This window comes from Streptomyces echinatus (assembly GCF_014203595.1).
Classification (GTDB): domain Bacteria; phylum Actinomycetota; class Actinomycetes; order Streptomycetales; family Streptomycetaceae; genus Streptomyces; species Streptomyces echinatus.
In genome coordinates this window covers 420,079-441,226 of the sequence record NZ_JACHJK010000007.1, presented here as the reverse complement: position 1 = coordinate 441,226, position 21,148 = coordinate 420,079, and the positions used below count along the sequence as shown (strand labels likewise).

Sequence of the window (21,148 nt, the reverse complement as noted above, 5' to 3'; positions counted from 1 at the left end):
TACGTGGTCGTCCCACGACGCCCCGGACGACCCCGGTGCGCGCCGGAGTACACACATCTGGGACATTTTCCTATGCGCAAGAAGACGTTCGCCGCGGCCGCGCTGCTCGCCGCCGCCACGCTGACCCTCTCCGCCTGCGGCAACGGGGACGACGACACATCGCCGGTCGCCGTGGTCTCGGGCGGCTCCGGCTCCGGCAAGGCCGCCACCGTCCTGGACCAGCCGTTCGCCAAGCCGGACCTGGTCCTCACCGACACCCACGGCAAGAAGTACGACCTCCGCAAGGAGACCAAGGGCCACCCGACCCTGGTCTACTTCGGCTACACGCACTGCCCCGACATCTGCCCCACGACGATGAGCAACATCGCCGTCGCCAAGAAGGCGCTGCCCAAGGCGGAGCAGGACGATCTCCGGGTCGTGTTCGTCACCACCGACCCCGGCCGCGACACGCCCGCCGAGCTGGGCAAGTGGCTCAAGGGCATCGACCCGCAGTTCATCGGCCTGACCGGCGATTTCGGCAAGGTGCAGGCCGGCGCCCGGGCGCTCCACATCGCCGTGGAGCCGACGACGAAGGACAAGAACGGCAAACTCGTCTCGATGCACGGCACCCAGGTCATCGCCTTCTCGCCGAAGACCGACGCCGGTTACGTCCTCTACGGCGAGCTGGCCACGGTCGACGTCTACACCAAGGACCTGCCCAAGCTCGTCGAGGGAGCCAAGCCGTGAGGCGCAGTGCCGTCCTGACCGCCGGCGCGCTCGCCGGTGCCGTGGCCCTCACGGGCTGCTCCGGGTCCGGTGCGGAATCCGGTACGGACAAGGCCGAGCTGGCCGTCAGCTCCTCCTACATGCCCCAGCCGGTCTCCGCCGACATGGCGGCCGGTTTCCTGACGATCACCAACGAGGGCGCGGCCGAGGACACGCTGACCTCGGTCACCAGTGACGTCGCCGGCCAGGTCACCATGCACAGCACCGTCGGCGGTGCCATGGCGGAGAAGTCCTCCTTCTCCATACCGGCCCACGGCCGGCTCGTGTTCCGAAGCGGTGGCAACCACCTGATGTTCGAGGAGCTGAAGCGCGCGCCCAAGCAGGGCCAGACCGTCGCCGTGAAGCTCACCTTCGCCACATCCGGACCCCTCACCGTCGAGATGCCGGTGAAGTCCGCGACGTACAACCCGACGACCGGCCACTGAGGGAGGGACCACCGTGACCCGGACCATCGCCCCCCGCCTGCGGGTCCTGCTGCTGCTGTGCCTCGCCGTCACCGGCGCGCTGCTGGCGGGCGCCGGACCGGCCTCCGCCCACGCGGCGCTGACCGGCAGTGACCCCGCGCAGGGGGTGGTGGTCGACGAGGCGCCCACCCAGGTGTCGCTCACCTTCTCCGAGAAGGTGGCGATGAACGACGACTCCCTGCGCGTCCTCGACCCCCGGGGCAAGCCGGTCCAGACGGGCAGCCCCGTGGCCGTGAGCGGGACGACGTACGCCGTGAAGCTCAAGAGCGGCCTGGCCAAGGGCACCTACACCGTCACCTACCAGGTCGTCTCGGCAGACAGCCACCCCGTCGCCGGCGCCTACACCTTCTCCGTCGGGGCGCCCTCCCAGACCGTCGTCTCCGGCACCGGCCCCACCGCGGGCGGCGGAATCGTGGGCGGGCTCTACGCCTTCGGACGGTATGTGTCGTACGCGGGCTTCATCGTGCTCGCCGGCGGCGCGGCCTTCGTCCTCGCCTGCTGGCAGCGGGGCGCGGGGGTACGGGCCCTGCAGCGGCTGGTCGTCGGCGGCTGGGTCGCGCTCACCGCGGCCACCCTGTGGCTGCTGCTCCTGCGCGGCTCGTACACCGGCTCGGGCAAGCTCGCCGACGTCTTCGACCTCGACCTGCTCGGCCAGGTGCTGCAGACCAAGACCGGTGCGGCGCTGGTCTCCCGGCTGCTGCTGCTCGCCGCCGCCGCGCTGTTCGTCGCCGTCCTCTTCGGCGCCTACACCCGGCGCGAGGAGGGCACGGAGAAGCGCGACCTGACCTTCGGTCTCGCGGTCGGCGGCGTGGTCGTCGCGGCCGGGCTCGCGACCAGCTGGGCCATGGCCGAGCATGCCTCCACCGGGCTCCAGCCGGGCCTCGCCATGCCGGTGGACGTCGTCCATCTGCTGGCCGTCGCCTGCTGGCTGGGCGGTCTCACCGCGTTGCTGGTCGCGCTGTACCGGGCGCCCGCCGGCACCCCGGTCGAGGCCACCGCCGCACGCCGCTTCTCCCGGCTGGCCTTCGGCTCCGTCCTCGCGCTCGTCGCCACCGGCGCCTACCAGTCCTGGCGGCAGCTCGGCTCCTGGTCGGCGTTCACCGACACCCGCTACGGGCAGCTGCTGCTGGTCAAGATCGGGCTGGTGGCGGTGCTGGTCGGGGTCGCGGCGGTGTCCCGGCGATGGACGGGACGGCTCACGGACCAGGCCGGCGCCGCCGGGGCGAAGCCGGCCCGGACCGAGAAGGAACAGGTCACCGCCTCGCGCACGGCCGGCAAGGGCGGCGGCAAGGCCACCGGCAGCGGTGACTCCCAGCGGGCCGCCCAGCTCGCCCGGCAGCGCGCGGCCGTCGACGCCGCCCGGCAGAAGCGGGTGCGGGACGCCGACCCGAACCGCTTCGGGCTGCGCCGCTCCGTGCTCACCGAGGCCGGTGTCGCCATCGTGCTGCTCGCGGTCACCACCGCGCTGACCCAGACCGAGCCCGGCCGCACCGAGCAGGAGGCCAGGGCGGCCACCTCCGCCCCGGCCGGTTCCGGCACCTCGGCGGCGTCCGGCGCGCTCACCCTGGACATGCCGTTCGACACCGGCGGCGCCGACGGCAAGGGTGTCGTCAGCATCGACATCGACCCCGCGCGCGTGGGCGGCAACGAGATGCACGTCTACGTCCAGCGGCCCAACGGCCGGGCCTTCGACGTCCCCGAGGTGAAGGTCGCCTTCACCCTGGAGGCGCAGAAGATCGGCCCGCTCGCCGTGAACCCCGACCACATCACCACCGGACACTGGTCGGCGAACGAGGTGCAGATCCCCGTGGCGGGCGACTGGAAGATCGCCGTCACGGTACGCACCTCCGACATCGACCAGGCGTCCGTCTCCAAGAACGCGCAGATCGGCTGAACCGCACCATGCCCGACCAGTCCATACAGGCGGCCCGTACCCCCGGCGCACCGCCGGCGGAGCCCGCGTCCGGCGCCGGCGGCGTCTCCCGGCGCGCCCTGCTCGGCACCGCCGGCGCCACCGGGCTCGTGCTCGGCGCGGCCGGCGGGGCCGTGGGATACGCCGCCGCGCCCGCCGGGGCGACCCCGCTGACGTCGGTGGGCTCCGGCCGCGCGATGTTTCACGGGAAACATCAGCCCGGCATCACCGAGGGCCTCCAGGCATGCGGCCATCTCGTCGCCTTCGACCTGGCGGCGGGCGCGGGCCGCAAGGAGGCGGCGGCCCTGCTGCGCCGCTGGTCGGCGACGGCCGAGCGGCTGATGGCGGGCGAGGCCGCCCCGCACGACGACACCTGTGTGGCCCGGGACGCCGGGCCGTCCTCGCTGACGGTCACCTTCGGCTTCGGGCACGGATTCTTCGGCCGGACGGGCCTGGAGAAGCAGCGGCCCGCCGCGCTCGACCCGCTGCCGGACTTCTCCTCCGACCAGCTCGACAGGTCCCGCAGCGACGGCGACCTGTGGGTGCAGATCGGCGCGAACGACGCCCTGGTCGCCTTCCACGCCCTGCGCGCGCTCCAGAAGGACGCCGGCTCGGCCGCGCGGGTGCGCTGGCAGATGAACGGCTTCAACCGCAGTCCGGGCGCCACCGCCCACCCCATGACGGCCCGCAACCTCATGGGCCAGATCGACGGCACCCGCAATCCGAGGCCGGCCGACGCCGACTTCGACCAGCGGATCTTCGTGCCCGCCTCGGGTCAGCCCGCGTGGATGGCGAACGGCTCCTACGCCGTCGTACGCCGCATCCGCATGCTCCTGGACGACTGGGAGAAGCTGTCGCTCTCCGCCCAGGAGCAGGTCATCGGGCGGCGCAAGGCCGACGGGGCGCCGCTGTCCGGCGGCTCCGAGACGACCCCGATGGACCTGGAGAAGACCGACGCCAAGGGCGACCTCGCCGTCCCGCTCACCGCGCACGCGCGGATCACCCGGCCGGACCGCAACGGCGGCGCGGCCATGCTGCGGCGCCCCTTCTCCTACCACGACGGCATCGACCGGGACGGCACACCGGACGCCGGTCTCCTCTTCGTCTGCTGGCAGGCGGACCCGCTGCGCGGCTTCGTCCCGGTGCAGCGCAAGCTCGACCGGGGAGACGCGCTGTCGAAGTTCATCCGGCACGAGGCGAGCGGCCTGTTCGCGGTCCCCGGCGGGGCGGCGAAGGGCGAATACGTCGGCCAGCGGCTGCTCGAAGGGTGAACCGGGTTCAAACCACACGGACGAGTGGCATTCCTGAGACACGGACGCCTGCTCCCCCTACGGCCGTTAGGGTGAGGTACATGCCAGCGAGCTATGCCTATCTCGGCCCGGAGGGCACCTTCACGGAGGTCGCCCTGCGCACGCTCCCGGAGGCCGCCACCCGGGAGCTGATCCCGTACGTGTCGGTGCAGTCCGCGCTGGACGCGGTCCGGGTCGGCGAGGCCGAGGCGGCGTTCGTGCCGATCGAGAACTCCGTCGAGGGCGGCATCACCACCACCCTGGACGAACTGGTCGCGGGCGAACCGCTGATGATCTACCGCGAGGTGCTGCTGTCGATCACCTTCGCGCTGCTGGTCCGGCCGGGCACCAAGCTCGCGGACATCAAGACGGTCTCCGCCCACCCCGCAGCGCAGCCGCAGGTGCGCAACTGGCTGCGCACGAACCTCCCGGACGCCCTCTGGGAGTCCGCCGCCTCCAACGCGGACGCCGCCCGCCTGGTCCAGGAGGGCCGCTACGACGCCGCCTTCGCGGGCGAGTTCGCCGCCGCCCGGTACGGCCTCGAAGCACTGGAGACCGGGATCCACGACGCGGAGAACGCGCAGACCCGGTTCGTGCTGGTCGGCCGCCCGGCCCGGCCGGCCGCACCCACCGGTGCCGACAAGACCTCGGTGGTGCTGTGGCAGCGGGACGACCACCCCGGCGCCCTGCGCGACCTGCTCGGCGAATTCGCCTCCCGCGGCATCAACCTCATGCTGCTCCAGTCCCGGCCGACCGGTGCCGGCATCGGCAATTACTGCTTCTGCATCGACGCGGAGGGCCATATCGCCGACCGGCGGATGGCGGAGACACTGATGGGGCTGCGCCGGATCTGTCTCCAGGTCCGCTTTCTCGGTTCCTATCCGCGCGCGGACATCACGCCGGCCCAGTCCCGGCCGACGCTGCCGGGGACGTCGGACGAGGAGTTCATGGCCGCCGCCGACTGGGTGGCACGCTGCCAGGACGGCCGGTTCTAGCCAGTCGTACCTGCATAGGAACGTTATCCACAGGAGTTATCCACAGGTTCCCTTCTCGACCTGGGGACAAGTCGACAGGGCAGTGTCACCGGGTCGACAAATCGCCCTACAGACCCCACCGGAGGTCACCGCTCCCTGGGTCACCCTTCGTCCACCCGTTTCCTTTGGTTCATCTTTTGGGGCGACCGTTTTCCACCCGAAAGTGGGTGTCAGCAGGGTTTGACCCGGGAATTCTTCAGTCCGTTCGGCGTTTCCGGAGTGATCAATTCCGAAATCCACAGACTGTCCACACAGCCTGTGGATAACTCTCCGGAGGGCCTGGATCCCTGTGGACAACCGGGTCGCCAAATCCCGTTCTCCACAAGGAAATCCGGTCAACCGGGCACCGGAGCCCTGCCCCGTCCCAGGGAGTGAGACGCTTTTCCCTTGACGCGGGGAACACGTTCGGCATTTACCGCATAACGGAACGTAAGCCGCCAATCCGAACTCCCCGGAATAGTGATTCGTGAGCGGCGACCCCGCACCGGTAGCCTTGGCCCCGTGATTGACCTTCGCCTGCTCCGTGAGGACCCCGACCGTGTGCGCGCGTCCCAGCGCGCCCGTGGAGAGGACGTCGCGCTCGTCGACTCCCTCCTGTCTGCCGACGAGCGGCGCAGGTCCTCCGGCGTCCGCTTCGACGAGCTGCGCGCCGAGCAGAAGCAGCTCGGCAAGCTGATCCCCAAGGCCACCGCCGACGAGAAGGCCGAGCTGCTCAAGCGCGCCGAGCAGCTGAAGACCGAGGTGAAGGCCGCCGACGCCGAGCGCGACGCGGCCGACGCCGAGACCCAGCAGCTGCTGCTCCGCCTCGGCAACCTCGTCCACCCCGACGTGCCCGTCGGCGGCGAGGAGGACTTCGTCACGCTGGAGACGCACGGCACGATCCGCGACTTCGCCGCCGAGGGCTTCGAGCCCAAGGACCACCTGGAGCTGGGCCAGCTGCTCGGCGCGATCGACGTCGAGCGCGGCGCCAAGGTCTCCGGCTCCCGCTTCTACTTCCTCACCGGTGTCGGCGCCCTGCTGGAGCTGGCCCTGGTGAACGCGGCGATCGCGCAGGCCACCGCGGCCGGCTTCACGCCGATGCTGACCCCGGCGCTGGTCCGCCCGCAGTCCATGGCGGGTACCGGCTTCCTCGGCCAGGCGTCCCAGGACGTCTACCACCTGGACAAGGACGACCTGTACCTGGTCGGCACCTCCGAGGTCCCGCTGGCGGCGTACCACATGGATGAGATCATCGACGCCGACAAGCTGCCGCTGCGCTACGCGGGCTTCTCCCCGTGCTTCCGCCGCGAGGCCGGCTCGCACGGCAAGGACACGCGGGGCATCTTCCGCGTGCACCAGTTCGACAAGGTCGAGATGTTCTCGTACGTCGCTCCCGAGGACTCGCGGGCCGAGCACCAGCGCCTGCTGGAGTGGGAGAAGCAGTGGCTGACCTCGCTGGAGCTGCCGTTCCGCGTCATCGACGTCGCCTCCGCCGACCTCGGCGCCTCGGCCGCCCGTAAGTACGACTGCGAGGCGTGGGTCCCGACCCAGGGCAAGTACCGCGAGCTGACGTCGACCTCGGACTGCACCGAGTTCCAGTCCCGGCGGCTGTCCATCCGGGTCCGCGACGGCAAGCAGGTCAAGCCGCTGGCCACGCTCAACGGCACGCTGTGCGCCGTCCCGCGCACGATCGTGGCGATCCTGGAGAACCACCAGCAGGCCGACGGCTCCGTCCGGGTCCCCGAGGTGCTGCGCCCGTACCTGGGCGGCCGCGAGGTGCTGGAGCCGGTCGCCAAGTGACCGGTTTCCCCTACCGGCTGATCGCCACCGACCTCGACGGAACGCTGCTGCGCTCCGACGAGTCGGTCTCGCAGCGCACCCGTGACGCGCTCGCCGCGGCCACCGCGGCGGGCGCGGCCCACATCGTCGTCACCGGCCGCGCCGTGCCGTGGACCCGGCACATCCTGGACGACCTCGGCTACGACGGCCTCGCCGTCTGCGGCCAGGGCGCCCAGGTCTACGACGCCGGCGCCCACCGCCTGCTGACCTCGGTCACCCTGGACCGGCAGCTGGCGGGCGTGGCCCTGGCCAAGATCGAGGCCGAGGTGGGTCCGCTGTACCTGGCGGCCAGCCGTGACGGCCTCGACGGCGAGGTGCTGGTGGGCCCGGGTTACGCGGTGACCGGCACGCTTCCCGCGACGCCGTTCACGGACGCCTCCGATCTGTGGACGGCGCCTCTCAACAAGATCTATGTGCAGCATCCGACGATGGGCGACGACGAGCTGGCCGAGGCGGCCAGGCAGGCGGCCGGCGGCTTCGTGACGGTCGCCATGGCGGGTGAGGGCATCGTCGAACTGCTGCCCCTTGGCCTGTCCAAGGCCACGGGTCTGTCCCTGGCGGCCCGCCGGCTGGGCCTGAAGGCGGCCGACACGATCGCCTTCGGCGACATGCCGAACGACATCCCGATGTTCGCCTGGGCCTCCCGCGGGGTGGCGATGGCCAACGCCCACGAGGAGCTCCGCTCGGTGGCCGACGAGGTGACGTCCTCCAACGAGGAGGACGGCATCGCGGTGGTCCTGGAACGGTTGCTGGCGTAGGGGAGCGCCGGTGTGCTCGGGTGCGCGCCGCAGGGGGTGCGCTCGTTCGCCGGGTGCGGGTGCGTGGGGGCCGTTCGCGCAGTTCCCCGCGCCCCTGGGGAACCGCCGCCCCGTCGGCCGTCAAGCCCCGCCCGCCACAGACAGACACTCCGGCCCGCCGAACTGGGCGTTCCGGCCGGTTCGACGCACTGCCGACAGAAAACGCGGCCGAGTCACAGTGACAACGTCTCGCGGAGGATGCACGGATCGAACGTGCGCGGGGTGTCCCCCGACCACGACTCGCGTTGATCGAACACAGCGCGAGCCGGTGCCTTACCACTCGGCCAATCCTCCGGGTGGGCGGCCCACGCGAGAGCGACATCGCGTGCTCGAAGCGGCCGCCCCGGGCAGCTCCCGTGGCTACACGGAGAGGTAACGAATCACTCCGGAGCCGGCCTCGGACTGCCCTGACGGGAGCTGGGCGTACTGCCGTGCATGGACATCGCCCACCTCCACTCCCGGTTCGCGGCGCCGGGACGATCCCGGCGGACGGGGCACAACCACTGTGCCCCGCCACCAAGTTGGACGCCACCGAATAAAAGGGGCGCCTACCGTCGACGCCACCGGCGCCTGCGCGCCCTGCTGAAGAACCAGCCCGCCGGCGGCTCGTCGGAACGCCAGGGCTCCGGCTGCGGCTCCTCGGCCCGCCAGCGGGCGGCGAGCATCCGGGCCCGGGCGGACGGCTCGCAGGCCCCGGCGGAGCGTATGAACGCCTCGTCCAGGACGACCCCGTCCCACTCGTCGTAGGGCAGCGCCTCGTCAGCCATTTCCGTGCCTCCCGGAATTGCGTCCCCGGATCCAGAGTGCCCGGACGGGAGTGAAGCCCCCGTCAAGAGCCGCCCCGGCTACTCCTCGCCCGCCAGCTTCAGCGCCCGCAGCTTCTGGCCGGCGTACCAGGTGGCCAGGACGGTGACCGCCACCAGCAGGACGGTGGCCGTCGTCAGGCCCACGTCGGAGGTCACCAGGTCCCCGCCGGAGACCTTGTGGGCGACGGCCAGCGACCACTGCTGGACGCTCAGCGTGCGCGCTCCCGGCACCAGGGAGCCGAACAGCGCCTCCCAGACCAGGGCGTAGACCAGCCCGAAGACCACGGCGTGCCGGGAGACCGTCCCCAGCAGCAGGAACAGCGCCGAGTAGGCGATGGAGGAGACCAGCGCGGCGACCGTGTAGGCGACCGCGATCTGCTGCCCGTTGCCGTTCAGGATCAGGCCCGCGATCAGCGTCGGCACCGCCGAGAAGACCATGGTCACGGCGATGGCGACGATCAGCTTGGTGAAGATGATCGTGGGCCGCTTGAGCGGCTTGGACAGCAGGTAGACGACGGAGCCGTCGTCGATCTCCGGGCCGATCGCGCCCGTGCCCGCGATGACACCGATGATCGGCACCATGGTGGCGAGCGCGAAGCCGCCGAGGACGTCGGAGGCCGTCTGGTCGTCGGCTCCGGTCAGCGCGCGCACGGCGACCGCGATCACGATGAGCAGCAGGGGCAGCGCGCCGAGGATGAGGGCCCGGCGGCGGCCCAGCAGGGCCCGGTAGGTGAGCCGGGCGACGGTGGGGTCGTACATCTTCGGCCTCCTACGCCGCGACCAGGTACGAGAACACGGACTCGAGGGACTCGTCGGACGGCGAGACCGTGAGCAGCCGGATGCCGTGGTCCCTGGCGACCTTCGGCAGCAGTGCGGTGAAGCGGCCGAAGTCGACGGCCTGGATGCGCAGCGCGCCCTCGGCCGTGTCGACCTCGATGCCGGCCGTCGACGGGTCGGCGATCAGCGCGGCCGCGAGAGCGCGGTCGTCGCTGGAGCGCACCAGGTAGCGGTGCGGGCGGTCGGTCATCAGGCGGCGGATCTTGCGGAAGTCGCCGCTGGCCGCGTGCCGTCCGGCGACGACGACCTCGATGTGCCGGGCGAGCTGCTCGACCTCCTCGAGGATGTGCGAGGAGAACAGCACCGTGCGGCCCTCGTCGCCCATCTTCCGCAGCAGGTCCATCAGTTGCATGCGCTGGCGCGGGTCCATGCCGTTGAACGGCTCGTCCAGCAGGAGCAGCGACGGGTCGTGCACCAGGGCGCTCGCCATCTTCACGCGCTGCCGCATGCCCTTGGAGTACGTGGCGATCTTCCGGTCCTGCGCGTACTCCATCTCGACCGTGGCGAGGGCCCGCTGGGCCGCCTTGTCGCCGAGGCCGTGCAGCTCGGCGTTGGCGACGACGAACTCGCGTCCGGTGAGGAAGTCGTACATCGCCTCCCGCTCGGGGACGATGCCGATGTGCTGGTAGATCTTCTCGTTGCGCCACACCGGCTGCCCGTCCAGGGTGACCGTGCCGGTGGAGGGGGCGAGGAAACCGCCCATCATGTTGATCAGGGTGGACTTCCCGGCGCCGTTGGGGCCGAGCAGGCCCGTGACACCGGGGCCGATGGTCATGGTGATGTCGTTGACCGCGACCACGTTGCCGAACCAGCGGGAGACGTGGTCGATGGAGAGCGTCGTCATCAGAGCCCCACCTTCTGGTAGCGGCGGTTCAGGAGGCCGTAGCAGGCGGCGATCAGGCTCAGCACGGCCACGACGTAGACCGCGCCCTCGCCGCCCGACGGGCCGGTCCCGCCGGGGAAGGCGGAGCTGCCGCCGAGGAAGGCGGACTGCACGCCGTCGATCAGCGTGACCGGCGAGAACAGGCCGATCCACGGGATGGCGCCGGTGCTGTCCTGGGCGAAGGCGATGGCCTGCAGGGTGGAGACCGCGCCGTAGGAGATGGTCATCACGGCGATCACGGCGGCGATGCCGAAGCCGCGGCGCGGGGTGACGGCCGCGATGACCAGGCCGATCCCGGCGAAGAACAGTGAGAGCAGGGCCACGGAGACCAGTCCCTGGGCGAATTTCTCGGTCTGGTGGGCGAAGCCCATCTTGGACAGCAGCGCGCCCACGTACATCACGAGCAGCGGCGTGGCGGTCAGGACGAACAGCGCCGAGGCGAGCGCCGCGAACTTGGCGCGGACGTAGTCGGCGGTCTCGATGGGCCGCGAGAAGTACAGCGGCACCGTCTTGAAGCGCAGGTCGCGGGAGACGGCCTGGGGGGCCTGGGAGGCGACGTACAGGCTGATCACGGCCTGCATGATGATCGCGTACCGGGTGTAGGCCACCGGCAGTTCGTGCGCCTTGGTGGCGACCGCGACGGCCACCATGATGGCGGCGGGTACGCACATCACCGCGAACAGCAGCATCGGCAGCACCTTGGACTTCACCGAGCGGCCGAGGCCGTAGGCGCCGCGCAGGGACTGCGAGTACAGCGAGCGGCGGGCGTAGGCGCGGCCGAGGCGGGGGCCGTCGTAGCCGCGGTAGCCGATGTCGTGGATGCGGGACCGGTCGCCGGCGGGCGTGGCCGGGGAATGCTCAACCGCCATGGCCGACGGCCTCCTTCCGCTGTTCGTCGCTGCTGGTGAACACCTCGGAGATGTGGTGCCGGCGCTGTTCCATGCGCACCAGGCCGAGGCCGAGGTCGGCGACCGCGTCCCGGACGAGGTCGTACGTCTCGTCGCCCGTGGCGGTCAGCAGCAGGATGTGTCCGGCGCCGGGCAGCCCGCCGGCCTCCCCTTGCGTGTCGACCCCGCGCGCGTGGAGCGCCTCGCGGACCGCGCGGGTGCCGTCGGGGTGCGTGTCGCTGTCGGTGACCTCGATCGCGAGGGTGGTCGTGGTCTGGGTGAAGTCGGTGGTGGAGCTGGAGCGCAGCAGCTTGCCGCCGTCGACGACGACGACGTGGTCGCAGGTGCGTTCCAGTTCGCCCAGCAGGTGGGAGGTGACCAGGACCGAGATGCCGAAGTCGGTGTGGATGCGGCGGATCAGGCCGAGCATCTCGTCACGGCCGACCGGGTCGAGGCCGTTGGTCGGCTCGTCCAGGAAGACCAGCCGCGGGTCGTGCACCAGGGCCTGGGCGAGCTTCACGCGCTGCTTCATGCCGGTCGAGTAGCCGCCGATGGGGCGGTAGCGCTCCTCGTACAGACCCACATGGCGCAGGGTGTCGGCGGTGCGCTCGCGTGCCGCGGCGGGCGGCAGGCCGGACATGCGGGCCATGTGGACGACGAACTCGGTGGCCGAGACGTCGGGCGGCAGGCAGTCGTGCTCCGGCATGTACCCGACCCGCTCACGGATGGCGGCGCCCTTGGTGGCGACGTCGAGGCCGAGCACCTCGGCCCGGCCCTCCGTGGCGGGGGACAGCCCCAGCAGGATCTTGATCAGGGTGGACTTGCCGGCGCCGTTGGCTCCGACGAGTCCGGTCACACCGGGCCCGATGTCCACGGACAGCCGGTCGAGCGCGGTCACCCGGGGGAACCGCTTGCTCAGGCTTTCGGTCACGATCACAGTCACGTCTTCGAAGGTAGTGACCCGGACCACGTCGGTCGTCAGACCTCAGAGCCGTTTCCTCGTCAGACCCAGGTATTACGAGGCCCTAGGGGTCGTCTGTCCCAGGGTGGGCCGGGGCGCCGGACGGACTGTCGGAGAGGGGGCCGGACGGAGTGTCGCAGAGGGTGCCGGACGGCCGTCGTCCACAGGCCTCGATCCCGCCTATTGACGCCGCCTCTAACAACTGTCACATTCACCAGTGTCAAGTTACGGACGCGTACCGCGGTCGACGGGACGAGGCGGCGGGCCAAGTCACCGGGACGACGGACGAGTCGTCGAGGCGACGGGACGGGGCGGCATGACGACGGCAGTGAGCAGCGAACTCCCGGTGGAACTCCAAGGATTCAGGCGGGTGCAGCGCCTCGCCTACGAGTGCGCGGAGGCGGTCGCGGCCCGCCTGGAGCCGGGCGTGACCGAGCGCGAGGCGGCGCGGATGCAGCGCGAGTGGCTGCGCGAGCGGGGCGTGCGGGACTGGTTCCACCTCCCCTTCGCCTGGTTCGGCGACCGCACGGCGTTCGTGGACTTCCGCATCCCGCTCCAGTTCTTCCCGACCGACCGCGCCCTGGAGCCGGGAATGCCGTTCATCCTGGACATGGCGCCGGTGTACGAGGGGCACACGGCGGACATCGGCTACTCGGGCTCGCTGGGCGTGAACCCGGTGCAGGACCGGCTGATGGCCGACCTGGAGGCACACCGGGAGCTGATCCTGCGCGAGGTGCGCGAGCGGCGCCCGCTGCGGGAGATCTACCAGGACGTGGACCGGCTGATGGTCCGCCAGGGCTATGCCAACCGGCACCGTGCCTACCCCTTCGGGGTGATCGCCCACAAGGTGGACCGGGTGAAGCAGCGCCGCTGGTCGCCCCACCTGTTCGGGTTCGGCACGCAGTCCCTGAAGGGGCTGGCCGCCGACGCGCTGCACGGCCACCGCGAGGGCTGGTCGCCGCTGTGGTCGCCGTACCGCTTCTCGGACCACCCGCCGCGGCCGGGCCTGTGGGCGGTCGAACCGCACCTCGGCTTCCGCGGCACCGGCGCGAAGTTCGAGGAGATCCTGGTGGTCACCGACTCCCGGGACCCCGCGGAGAGCGCCTTCTGGCTGGACGACGATCTGCCGCACGTGCGGCGCTGGGCGGAGGAGAAGTGACACTGAAAGGCGCGCGTGAGCGCTGGGTGCGCACCGGCGGGGTCGAGCTGTGCGTGGCCGAGCTGGGCGACCCGGAACAGCCGACGGTCGTCCTGGTGCACGGCTACCCGGACAGCAAGGAGGTCTGGTCCGAGGTCGCGGCCCGCCTCGCCGACCGCTTCCACGTGGTCCTCTACGACGTCCGGGGCCACGGCCGCTCCACGGCACCGCGGCCACTGCGCGGGGGCTTCACGCTCGCCAAGCTGACGGACGACTTCCTGGCCGTCGTGGACGCGGTCAGCCCGGACCGGCCGGTGCACCTCGTCGGGCACGACTGGGGCTCGGTGCAGTCCTGGGAGTTCGTCACGGTGGGCCGCACGGAGGGCCGTATCGCCTCCTTCACCTCGATCTCCGGCCCGTCCCTCGACCACTTCGGGCACTGGATCAACGCGCGCGTGAAGCGCCCGACGCCCCGCCGGGTGGGCCAGCTCCTCGGCCAGGGCGCCAAGTCCTGGTACGTCTACCTGCTGCACACACCGGCCCTGCCGGAACTGGCCTGGCGCGGACCGCTCGGCAAGCGCTGGCCGAAGATCCTCGAGCGGGTCGAGCGGGTCCCCGGCGGGGACTACCCGACCTCCTCCCTCCCCTCCGACGCGGCGCACGGCGCCTGGCTGTACCGGGACAACGTCCGCGCCCGGCTGAGCAGGCCCCGCCCGGACGCGTTCGCGCACGCGCCCGTGCAGCTCATCACGCCCCAGGGGGACGCGTTCCTCTCCGAGCGGCTGTACGACGACCTGGACCGGTGGGCCCCCCGGCTGACCCGCCGCACGCTCCCGGCCAAGCACTGGATTCCGCGCACCCGGCCCGACCAGGTCGCCTCCTGGATCGAGGCGTTCGTCACCTCCGTCGACGGCGGCCGGCCCGCCGCGGTGCCCACCGGCCGGCACGCCGACCGCTTCGCCGGGCAGCTGGTGCTGGTCACCGGCGCGGGCAGCGGTATCGGGCGGGCCACCGCGTTCGCCTTCGCGGAGGCCGGAGCGCGCGTGATCGCCGTCGACCGCGACGCCGAGGCCGCCGCCCGCACCGCCGAGCTGTCCCGGCTGGTCGGCGCGCCCGAGGCCTGGGCCGAGCCGGCCGACGTCTCCGACGAGCAGGCCATGGAGAAACTCGCGGAGAAGGTCGACCGCGAGTACGGCGTGCTGGACGTGCTGGTCAACAACGCGGGTATCGGCCTGTCGGGCTCCTTCTTCGCCACGACGGCCGACGACTGGCGCAGGGTGCTGGACGTCAACCTGTGGGGGGTGATCCACGGCTGCCGGCTCTTCGGGGCGCGCATGGCCGAGCGCGGCCAGGGCGGCCACATCGTCAACATCGCGTCCGCGGCGGCGTACCAGCCCTCCCGTGCCCTGCCGGCCTACAGCACCTCCAAGGCGGCCGTGCTGATGCTCTCCGAGTGCCTGCGCGCCGAGCTGGCCTCCCAGGACATCGGGGTCACGGCGGTCTGCCCGGGCTTCGTCAACACCAACATCACCTCCACGGCCCGTTTCACCGGCGTCGACGCGGCGGAGGAACGCCGTCGCCGGCAGCGGACCGCCCGCCTGTACGGGCTGCGCAACTATCCGCCGGAGAAGGTGGCCGACGCGATCCTGGACGCGGTGACCCGGAACACGGCGGTGGCACCGGTGACCCCGGAGGCCCGGGGCGCCCACGTACTGTCCCGCTTCGCACCGGGCCTGCTCCGGAGGATCGCCCGGGTGGAACCCAGACTGTGACACCGGGCGGCAGGTAACACGTAGCCGCGGGCGGTCGTGCCGCTGGGGCGGCACGGGTGGGCGCGGCGGCACCCCGCCGGCGCGGGCAAGCGGCCCACCCCCGACCGGCACCAACTCCCGTACCGCGCAAGGAAACCCGACGATGCCCGACCCCCCGGCCCCCAACACCTACCGCATCGAGGACCTGGCCCAGCACACCCGCACCACGGTCAGAACCATCCGCGCCTATCAGGACCGCGGCCTCCTCCCCCGCCCCGAACGCCGGGGCCGGGCCAACCTCTACTCCGACGCCCACGTCAGCCGCCTGCACCAGATCGCCCACCTCCTCGACCGCGGCTACACCCTGGCCTCGATCAAGGAGGTCCTGGACGCCTGGGACACCGGCCGCGGCCTGGCCGGCATCCTCGGTCTGGTCGCGGAGGTGGAGGGCCCGTGGACGGACGAACAGCCCGACCGCGTCACCCGCGCCGAGCTGGACGCCCGCTTCGGCGGCACCCCCGACGACGCCGTGGCCGAGGCCGTCGACCTCGGCGTACTGGAACCGGTCGCCGGCGATCCGGACACGTTCCTCGTCCCGAGCCCCCAAGAGCTGGCGGTGGCGGTCGAGTTGCACGCCGCCGGGGTGCCGCTGTCCGCGATCTCGGGCCACCTCAGGGAGTTGAGGGGACAGGTCGAGCACATCGCGGCCCGTTTTCTGGAGTTCACCACCGAGTACGTCTTCGCGCGCTACCTGGCCGACCCGGACCACCGCACGGACGCTCACGCGGCCGAAGCCGCCTCGCTCGTCCGCCGCCTGCGCCCCCTCGCCCAGCAGACGGTGGACGCCGAACTTGCCCGCGCCATGCGCACGTTGGCCACCCGCCGGCTGCGCACCCACCTCGTCGCGCAGACTCCGCCCCAGCCACCCTCCGGCACCAGAACGGTGCCACTGCCCGCCGAGACGACAGAGGCCGTGGAAAAGCTGGTTGGCCGGGAGCGCGTTTCGGACTTCATCGCGCTGGCCGCCGAACGCGAGATACGCGCACGCGCGTTGGATGATCTTGCATCATCGGCGCATGACCGCACAGGTGTTCACGAAGTGCCGTAAAATCGGCTCTCGTTGTCCACAACTTCGCCAATTACCCTGTGGATAACTCCACTTGGCTGTGGATCAAACCCGCGGTCGAAAACAGGCTGCGTGATCCGCGTCTCTCCCACACGCTGGACGCATGGACGAACGACGCACCGTGAAGGTGTCCAAATATCTCTCCAGACACCTTCGCCACCAGCCCGAGCGCATCGGGCTCACCCCGGACCCCGGCGGCTGGGTGGAGATCGACACTCTGATCAGCGCGGCCACCGCCCATGGATTCCGGTTCACGCGCGAGGAACTGGACCACGTGGTCGCCACGAACGACAAACAGCGCTTCGTGATCGAGGGCGGCAGAATCCGCGCCAGCCAGGGGCACAGCATCCAGGTCGACCTCGGCCTGCCCCCGGCGACCCCGCCGCCGTACCTCTACCACGGGACGGTCGCCGCGCACCTGACCGCGATCCGCGCGGAGGGCCTGCGCCCGATGACCCGGCACGCCGTCCACCTCTCCGCGGACCGGGAGACCGCCACCCGCGTGGGCGCCCGCCGGGGCCGTCCGGTCGTGCTCGCCGTGGACTCCGGTGCCATGCACCGCGACGGCCACGTGTTCCATGTCAGCGCCAACGGCGTCTGGCTGACAGCCGCCGTACCGCCCCGCTACCTGCGCTTTCCCGGCCCCCGCTGAGCGAGGCGCGCCGTCGGCCCGCTCACGTTGCGGCCCCGGCCGGCCGCGTGCGGTGACCGTTTCCCGGGTTGCGGGCGGGGCCGCTTACCCTCGGACGCATGAGTCTGCGTCTGAGCACCGTGATCCTTCCGTACCGCCGCTGGCACGAAGGCGCCCGTTCGGCGTGGGTGCGCGCCGAGCAGCTCGGCTTCCACACGGCGTACACCTACGACCACCTCTCCTGGCGCAGCTTCCGTGACGGCCCCTGGTTCGGCGCGATCCCGACACTGACGGCGGCCGCGGCGGTCACCGACCGGCTGCGCCTCGGCACCCTGGTGACCTCGCCCAACTTCCGCCACCCGGTGACCCTCGCCAAGGAACTGATCTCCCTGGACGACATCTCCGGCGGCCGGGTCACCCTCGGCATCGGCGCCGGCGGCACCGGTTTCGACGCGACCGCCCTCGGCCAGGAGTCCTGGACCCCGCGCGAGCGCGCCGACCGGTTCGCCGAGTTCGTGCCCCTGCTCGACCGGCTGCTCACCGAGGACACGGTGACGTACGAGGGCCGCTTCTACTCGGCGCACGAGGCCCGCAACATACCGGGCTGCGTGCAGCGCCCCCGGCTGCCGTTCGCCGTGGCCGCCACCGGCCCGCGGGGGCTGAAGCTCGCCGCGCGGTACGGCCAGGCGTGGGTGACCACCGGAGACCCGAAGCTGTACGAGGCCGGCACGCCGGAGCAGTCCGTCGAGGCCCTGCGCGGGCAGGTGGGCAAGCTGTCCGAGGCGTGCGAGGCCGCCGGGCGGGACATGAGCGAGCTGGACAAGGTCCTGCTCACCGGCTTCACACCGGACCGCGGCCGCCCGCTGACGTCCCTGGACGCCTTCGTGGACTTCGCCGGCCGCCACCGGGAGCTGGGGTTCACCGAGATCGTCATCCACTGGCCCATCGCGGACTCCGACTTCGCCGCGGACGAGAAGGTCTTCGAGCGGATCGCCATGGAGGGCCTGGCCCAGCTGGACTGACCACCCGAGCCGAGCGGCACCCGCGCCCGTCCGGCGCGGGCGCCGTGGGGCGTGGGTGCGGGGGTCCCGTGTGTGCGCGGGCGGACGGCCCGAGTGCCGGGGCGGGGGTGCCGCGTGTCCTTGACCGCGGTTCCGCGTCAGCTCGGCCCCGGCGGCGTGTCCCCTGTGCCGTGGGGAACGCGGGCCCACTGTGGTGACGTCCGTGGCCAGGCCGAACGTCGGCTGCGTCTCATCTGTGCGGACCGCCGCACGGCCGTGCGGACGCCTGGGCGAGAATATGCGGGTGACCTCAGCGACCAGACAGCCCGGGACCCCTGCCGCCGCCCTGCCCGCGCGGCTGATCGCCACCGACCTGGACGGCACTCTGCTGCGCGACGACAAGTCGGTCTCCGCTCGGACCGTCGCCGCGCTGGCCGCCGCGGAGGAGGCCGGGATCGAGGTCTTCTTCGTCACCGGCCGGCCCGCCCGCTGGATGAACGTGGTCAGCGACCACGTCCACGGCCACGGACTCGCGATCTGCGGCAACGGCGCCGCCGTGGTCGACCTGCACGGCGGCCCCGGGGCCCACCGGTTCGTGAAGGTGCGCGAACTGGCCCGGGAGAACGCCCTGAACGCCGTGGGACTGCTGCGCGAGGCGGCGCCCGGCACGGTGTTCGCGGTCGAGCAGACGTACGGCTTCCACCAGGAACCGGACTATCCCAAGCTGCACATGGAGATACCGGACAACCTCCTGCCCGCCGAGGAACTGCTCGCGCCCGACGGCCCGGACGCCCACCAGCCCGTGCTCAAGATCCTCGCCTACCACCCCTCCCTCGACCCCGACGCCTTCCTCACCCTGGCCCGCCTCGCGATCGGCGGCCACGCCAACGTCACCCGCTCCAGCCCCAGCGCCCTGCTGGAGCTCAGCGGACCCGGTGTCTCCAAGGCCAGCACCCTCGCCCTGTGCTGCGCCGAGCGCGGCATCTCGCACGAGGAGGTCGTCGCCTTCGGGGACATGCCCAACGACGTCGAGATGCTGTCCTGGGCCGGCCAGTCGTACGCGATGGGCAACGCCCACCCGGACGTCGTCGCCGCCGCGTCGGGCCGTACGGTCGCCAACAACGACGACGGCGTGGCGGTGGTGATCGAACAACTGCTCGCGAACCGGATGCCGTAGGCACACCGCGCGCACGGGACCGCCGCGGCCGTGAACCCACCGGATCACCACGGCCGCAGGCGGACCGGGCACCGCTTGGCACCGCTGTCATCGCCGCCGGGGGGTGCCGTGCACTAGTACGGCGCCTCCCACACCACGGTCGTACCGCCGCCGGCGTCCCCGATCCCCGGGCCCAGCCGGCTGTCCCCGCCGAGCGACTCGGCTCGGCGCTTCAGATTCCGCAGACCGCTGCGCCGGCCGCTCCCGGGGACACCGACGCCGTCGTCCGCGACGGTCAGCCGTACACCCGGCCGCCCGTCCGGCAGGGTGACGGCCGCGTCCACCACGACGTCGATCCGGGAGGCCCCGGCGTGCCGGAAAGCGTTGGACAGCGCCTCCCGCAGAGCCGCGATCAGGTTCTTTCCGGTCACATCGCCGACGGCCGTGTCGACGGGCCCCACGATGCGGTGCGCGGGCCTGAACCCCAGGGGCACGGCGGCCAGGTTGATCTCCCGCAGCACCCGCGTGCGCAGCCCCGGCGGCGCCTCCGTCGGCCCCTGCCGCAACGCGAAGATCGCCGTGCGGATCTCCTGGATGGTCACGTCCAGCTCCTCCACCGCCGTGCCGACGCCCTCCCGCACCTCGGGCACCCGGGACTGCCGCTGTGCGCTCTGCAGCATCAGGCCCGTCATGACCAGCCGCTGGATGACCAGGTCGTGCAGATCGCGGGCGATCCGGTCACGGTCCTCGTACACCGCGAGCCGCTCCCGGTCGCGCTGCGCCTCCGCCGTCATCAGCGCGAGCGCCGCCTGCGAGGCGAACTGCACGGCGAGTGTGCGTTCGGCCCGCGTGAACGGCCGTCCGCCGCGCGCCCGGGGCGTGACCAGCGTGCCCAGGACCCGGCCGTCACTCTGCAGGGGCAGCATCATCGTCGGGCCGAACCCGTCCGCGTGCTGTGTGAGCATCCGCGGGTCGGTGGCCGCGTCCGCCACGAACACCGCCTGACCGCTCAGGAGGTCCGCGACGATCTCGCTCTCCGCGGGGATGAGCGCGCCCAGCAGCCCGGCCGGCTCGTCCGACGCCACGGCGACGACCTCGAGACCGCCCACCTCCGCCGGCAGCAGCACGATCCCGGCCGCCGCCCCGGACAGCCGGCGGGCCTGCTCCGCGACGACCTGCAGGGCCTCGTCGGCGTCACCGCCCGACAGCAGGGCGGTGGTCACGGCCACGGAGCCGTCGATCCAGCGCTCCCGCTGCTTGGCCGCCTCGTACAGCCGGGCGTTGCCGACCGCGATCCCCGCCTCGGTGGCCAGCACCCGGACCATGGCCAGGTCGTCGTCGTCGAACGGCTCGCCACCGTGCTTCCCGGTCAGATAGAGGTTGCCGAAGATCTCGCCCTGCACCCGGATGGGCACCCCGAGAAAGCTGCGCACCGGCGGACGGTGCCCGGGGAAGCCGCCCGACCGCGCGTCCCCGTCGAAGCCGCCCGGCAGAACCGGCCGGCCGTCCCTGACGAGCGCGTCGAGCAGCTCCTCGTGTCCGTCCGGCAGCCTGCCGGCAGGGCGGGCGGTCACCTCGTCCAGGCCGTGATGGACGAAGTCCGAAAGCTCCTCGCCCTCCTCGGCGAGGACCTCGATCGCGGCGAACCGGGCCCCGGCCAGGCCGGCCGCGGTCTCGCAGATGCGGTTCAGCGTGGAGTGCAGTTCCAGCCCGCTGCCCACGCACCGCAGCGCCGCCAGCAGCTGCGGCACCAGCAGACCGGGCCCGGCGGCCGACTCGCCGACCGGCCCGGGCTCGGGTCCGGTCCGGCTACCGGGCTCGGGTCCGGGGCCGGGTTCGGGACGGTGAACTGCGGCCATGCCCCGAGCGTAATGAGTCCCTTTTGTCGCCGA

19 protein-coding genes and 1 tRNA gene are annotated in these 21,148 nt (G+C 72.0%); 13 read left to right on the top strand and 7 right to left on the bottom strand.

What is annotated here, in order from left to right; all coding sequences use genetic code 11:
* The first annotated feature begins 72 nt into the window (after nt 1-72).
* From FHS34_RS21830 to FHS34_RS21800, 7 genes are all read left to right on the top strand, one after another.
* Nucleotides 73-726 (top strand): SCO family protein, encoded by a 654-nt coding sequence (locus tag FHS34_RS21830; protein ID WP_184967939.1) that lies wholly within the window; start codon nt 73-75, stop codon nt 724-726.
* Nucleotides 723-1,190: a copper chaperone PCu(A)C gene (locus FHS34_RS21825; RefSeq protein WP_184967937.1), complete on the top strand. Its 468-nt coding sequence runs from the start codon at nt 723-725 to the stop codon at nt 1,188-1,190. Before FHS34_RS21830 ends, FHS34_RS21825 begins: the two co-directional genes overlap by 4 nt.
* Nucleotides 1,191-1,203: 13 nt before the next feature.
* On the top strand, nt 1,204-3,123 hold the full coding sequence (locus FHS34_RS21820; RefSeq protein WP_184967935.1) for a copper resistance CopC/CopD family protein: 1,920 nt from the start codon (nt 1,204-1,206) through the stop codon (nt 3,121-3,123).
* A gap of 8 nt (nt 3,124-3,131) precedes the next feature.
* Nucleotides 3,132-4,412 carry an iron uptake transporter deferrochelatase/peroxidase subunit gene (efeB, locus tag FHS34_RS21815; protein WP_184967933.1) on the top strand — a complete coding sequence of 427 codons (1,281 nt, stop codon included), beginning with the start codon at nt 3,132-3,134 and terminating at the stop codon, nt 4,410-4,412.
* An 80-nt stretch (nt 4,413-4,492) separates the two neighbouring features.
* Nucleotides 4,493-5,425 carry a prephenate dehydratase gene (pheA, locus tag FHS34_RS21810; RefSeq protein ID WP_184967931.1) on the top strand — a complete coding sequence of 311 codons (933 nt, stop codon included), beginning with the start codon at nt 4,493-4,495 and terminating at the stop codon, nt 5,423-5,425.
* Between the two features lie 540 nt (nt 5,426-5,965).
* The gene (serS, locus tag FHS34_RS21805) at nt 5,966-7,243 is read left to right on the top strand and encodes a serine--tRNA ligase (RefSeq protein WP_184967929.1); all 1,278 of its coding nucleotides are present in this window, start codon (nt 5,966-5,968) and stop codon (nt 7,241-7,243) included.
* Nucleotides 7,240-8,040, top strand: coding sequence for an HAD family hydrolase (locus tag FHS34_RS21800; RefSeq protein WP_184967927.1), 801 nt, complete (start codon nt 7,240-7,242; stop codon nt 8,038-8,040). The genes serS and FHS34_RS21800 overlap by 4 nt, the downstream gene beginning before the upstream one ends.
* Before the next feature lie 231 nt (nt 8,041-8,271).
* Here the strand turns inward: FHS34_RS21800 and FHS34_RS21795 are convergent.
* From FHS34_RS21795 to FHS34_RS21770, 6 genes are all read right to left on the bottom strand, one after another.
* Nucleotides 8,272-8,373 (bottom strand) — tRNA-OTHER (locus FHS34_RS21795).
* Nucleotides 8,374-8,627: 254 nt separating this feature from the next.
* Nucleotides 8,628-8,846 carry an SGM_3592 family protein gene (locus tag FHS34_RS21790; protein ID WP_184967925.1) on the bottom strand — a complete coding sequence of 73 codons (219 nt, stop codon included), beginning with the start codon at nt 8,844-8,846 and terminating at the stop codon, nt 8,628-8,630.
* Nucleotides 8,847-8,924: 78 nt separating this feature from the next.
* Nucleotides 8,925-9,644: an ABC transporter permease subunit gene (locus tag FHS34_RS21785; protein WP_184967923.1), complete on the bottom strand. Its 720-nt coding sequence runs from the start codon at nt 9,642-9,644 to the stop codon at nt 8,925-8,927.
* A 10-nt stretch (nt 9,645-9,654) separates the two neighbouring features.
* Nucleotides 9,655-10,566 carry an ABC transporter ATP-binding protein gene (locus FHS34_RS21780; protein WP_184967921.1) on the bottom strand — a complete coding sequence of 304 codons (912 nt, stop codon included), beginning with the start codon at nt 10,564-10,566 and terminating at the stop codon, nt 9,655-9,657.
* Nucleotides 10,566-11,474 carry an ABC transporter permease gene (locus FHS34_RS21775; RefSeq protein ID WP_184967919.1) on the bottom strand — a complete coding sequence of 303 codons (909 nt, stop codon included), beginning with the start codon at nt 11,472-11,474 and terminating at the stop codon, nt 10,566-10,568. The genes FHS34_RS21780 and FHS34_RS21775 overlap by 1 nt, the downstream gene beginning before the upstream one ends.
* A complete protein-coding gene (locus FHS34_RS21770; protein ID WP_184968127.1) occupies nt 11,464-12,429 on the bottom strand; it encodes an ABC transporter ATP-binding protein in 966 nt (321 codons plus the stop codon). The genes FHS34_RS21775 and FHS34_RS21770 overlap by 11 nt, the downstream gene beginning before the upstream one ends.
* Before the next feature lie 340 nt (nt 12,430-12,769).
* On the opposite strand from FHS34_RS21770, the gene FHS34_RS21765 reads away from it, so the two are divergent.
* From FHS34_RS21765 to FHS34_RS21740, 6 genes are all read left to right on the top strand, one after another.
* Nucleotides 12,770-13,612, top strand: coding sequence for a M24 family metallopeptidase (locus FHS34_RS21765; RefSeq protein WP_184967917.1), 843 nt, complete (start codon nt 12,770-12,772; stop codon nt 13,610-13,612).
* A complete protein-coding gene (locus tag FHS34_RS21760; RefSeq protein ID WP_184967915.1) occupies nt 13,609-15,363 on the top strand; it encodes an SDR family oxidoreductase in 1,755 nt (584 codons plus the stop codon). Before FHS34_RS21765 ends, FHS34_RS21760 begins: the two co-directional genes overlap by 4 nt.
* Before the next feature lie 142 nt (nt 15,364-15,505).
* Nucleotides 15,506-16,450, top strand: a complete 945-nt coding sequence (locus FHS34_RS21755) for a MerR family transcriptional regulator (RefSeq protein WP_184967913.1) — start codon at nt 15,506-15,508, stop codon at nt 16,448-16,450.
* A 121-nt stretch (nt 16,451-16,571) separates the two neighbouring features.
* Nucleotides 16,572-17,120, top strand: a complete 549-nt coding sequence (locus FHS34_RS21750) for an RNA 2'-phosphotransferase (RefSeq protein WP_184967911.1) — start codon at nt 16,572-16,574, stop codon at nt 17,118-17,120.
* A gap of 98 nt (nt 17,121-17,218) precedes the next feature.
* Nucleotides 17,219-18,121: an LLM class flavin-dependent oxidoreductase gene (locus tag FHS34_RS21745; protein ID WP_184967909.1), complete on the top strand. Its 903-nt coding sequence runs from the start codon at nt 17,219-17,221 to the stop codon at nt 18,119-18,121.
* A 283-nt stretch (nt 18,122-18,404) separates the two neighbouring features.
* A complete protein-coding gene (locus tag FHS34_RS21740) occupies nt 18,405-19,277 on the top strand; it encodes an HAD-IIB family hydrolase (RefSeq protein WP_184967907.1) in 873 nt (290 codons plus the stop codon).
* A 113-nt stretch (nt 19,278-19,390) separates the two neighbouring features.
* Here the strand turns inward: FHS34_RS21740 and FHS34_RS21735 are convergent, their stop codons facing one another.
* A complete protein-coding gene (locus FHS34_RS21735) occupies nt 19,391-21,115 on the bottom strand; it encodes a sensor histidine kinase (RefSeq protein WP_184967905.1) in 1,725 nt (574 codons plus the stop codon).
* Nucleotides 21,116-21,148: the final 33 nt, after the last annotated feature.

What these genes read in the sequence shown, in the direction of transcription:
- FHS34_RS21830 (WP_184967939.1), top strand. Translation starts at nt 73, where the DNA reads ATGCGCAAGAAGACGTTCGCCGCGGCCGCGCTGCTCGCCGCCGCCACG.
- efeB (WP_184967933.1), top strand. Translation starts at nt 3,132, where the DNA reads ATGCCCGACCAGTCCATACAGGCGGCCCGTACCCCCGGCGCACCGCCG.
- pheA (WP_184967931.1), top strand. Translation starts at nt 4,493, where the DNA reads ATGCCAGCGAGCTATGCCTATCTCGGCCCGGAGGGCACCTTCACGGAG.
- FHS34_RS21790 (WP_184967925.1), bottom strand. Translation starts at nt 8,846, where the DNA reads ATGGCTGACGAGGCGCTGCCCTACGACGAGTGGGACGGGGTCGTCCTG.
- FHS34_RS21785 (WP_184967923.1), bottom strand. Translation starts at nt 9,644, where the DNA reads ATGTACGACCCCACCGTCGCCCGGCTCACCTACCGGGCCCTGCTGGGC.
- FHS34_RS21780 (WP_184967921.1), bottom strand. Translation starts at nt 10,566, where the DNA reads ATGACGACGCTCTCCATCGACCACGTCTCCCGCTGGTTCGGCAACGTG.
- FHS34_RS21775 (WP_184967919.1), bottom strand. Translation starts at nt 11,474, where the DNA reads ATGGCGGTTGAGCATTCCCCGGCCACGCCCGCCGGCGACCGGTCCCGC.
- FHS34_RS21765 (WP_184967917.1), top strand. Translation starts at nt 12,770, where the DNA reads ATGACGACGGCAGTGAGCAGCGAACTCCCGGTGGAACTCCAAGGATTC.
- FHS34_RS21755 (WP_184967913.1), top strand. Translation starts at nt 15,506, where the DNA reads ATGCCCGACCCCCCGGCCCCCAACACCTACCGCATCGAGGACCTGGCC.
- FHS34_RS21750 (WP_184967911.1), top strand. Translation starts at nt 16,572, where the DNA reads ATGGACGAACGACGCACCGTGAAGGTGTCCAAATATCTCTCCAGACAC.
- FHS34_RS21745 (WP_184967909.1), top strand. Translation starts at nt 17,219, where the DNA reads ATGAGTCTGCGTCTGAGCACCGTGATCCTTCCGTACCGCCGCTGGCAC.
- FHS34_RS21735 (WP_184967905.1), bottom strand. Translation starts at nt 21,115, where the DNA reads ATGGCCGCAGTTCACCGTCCCGAACCCGGCCCCGGACCCGAGCCCGGT.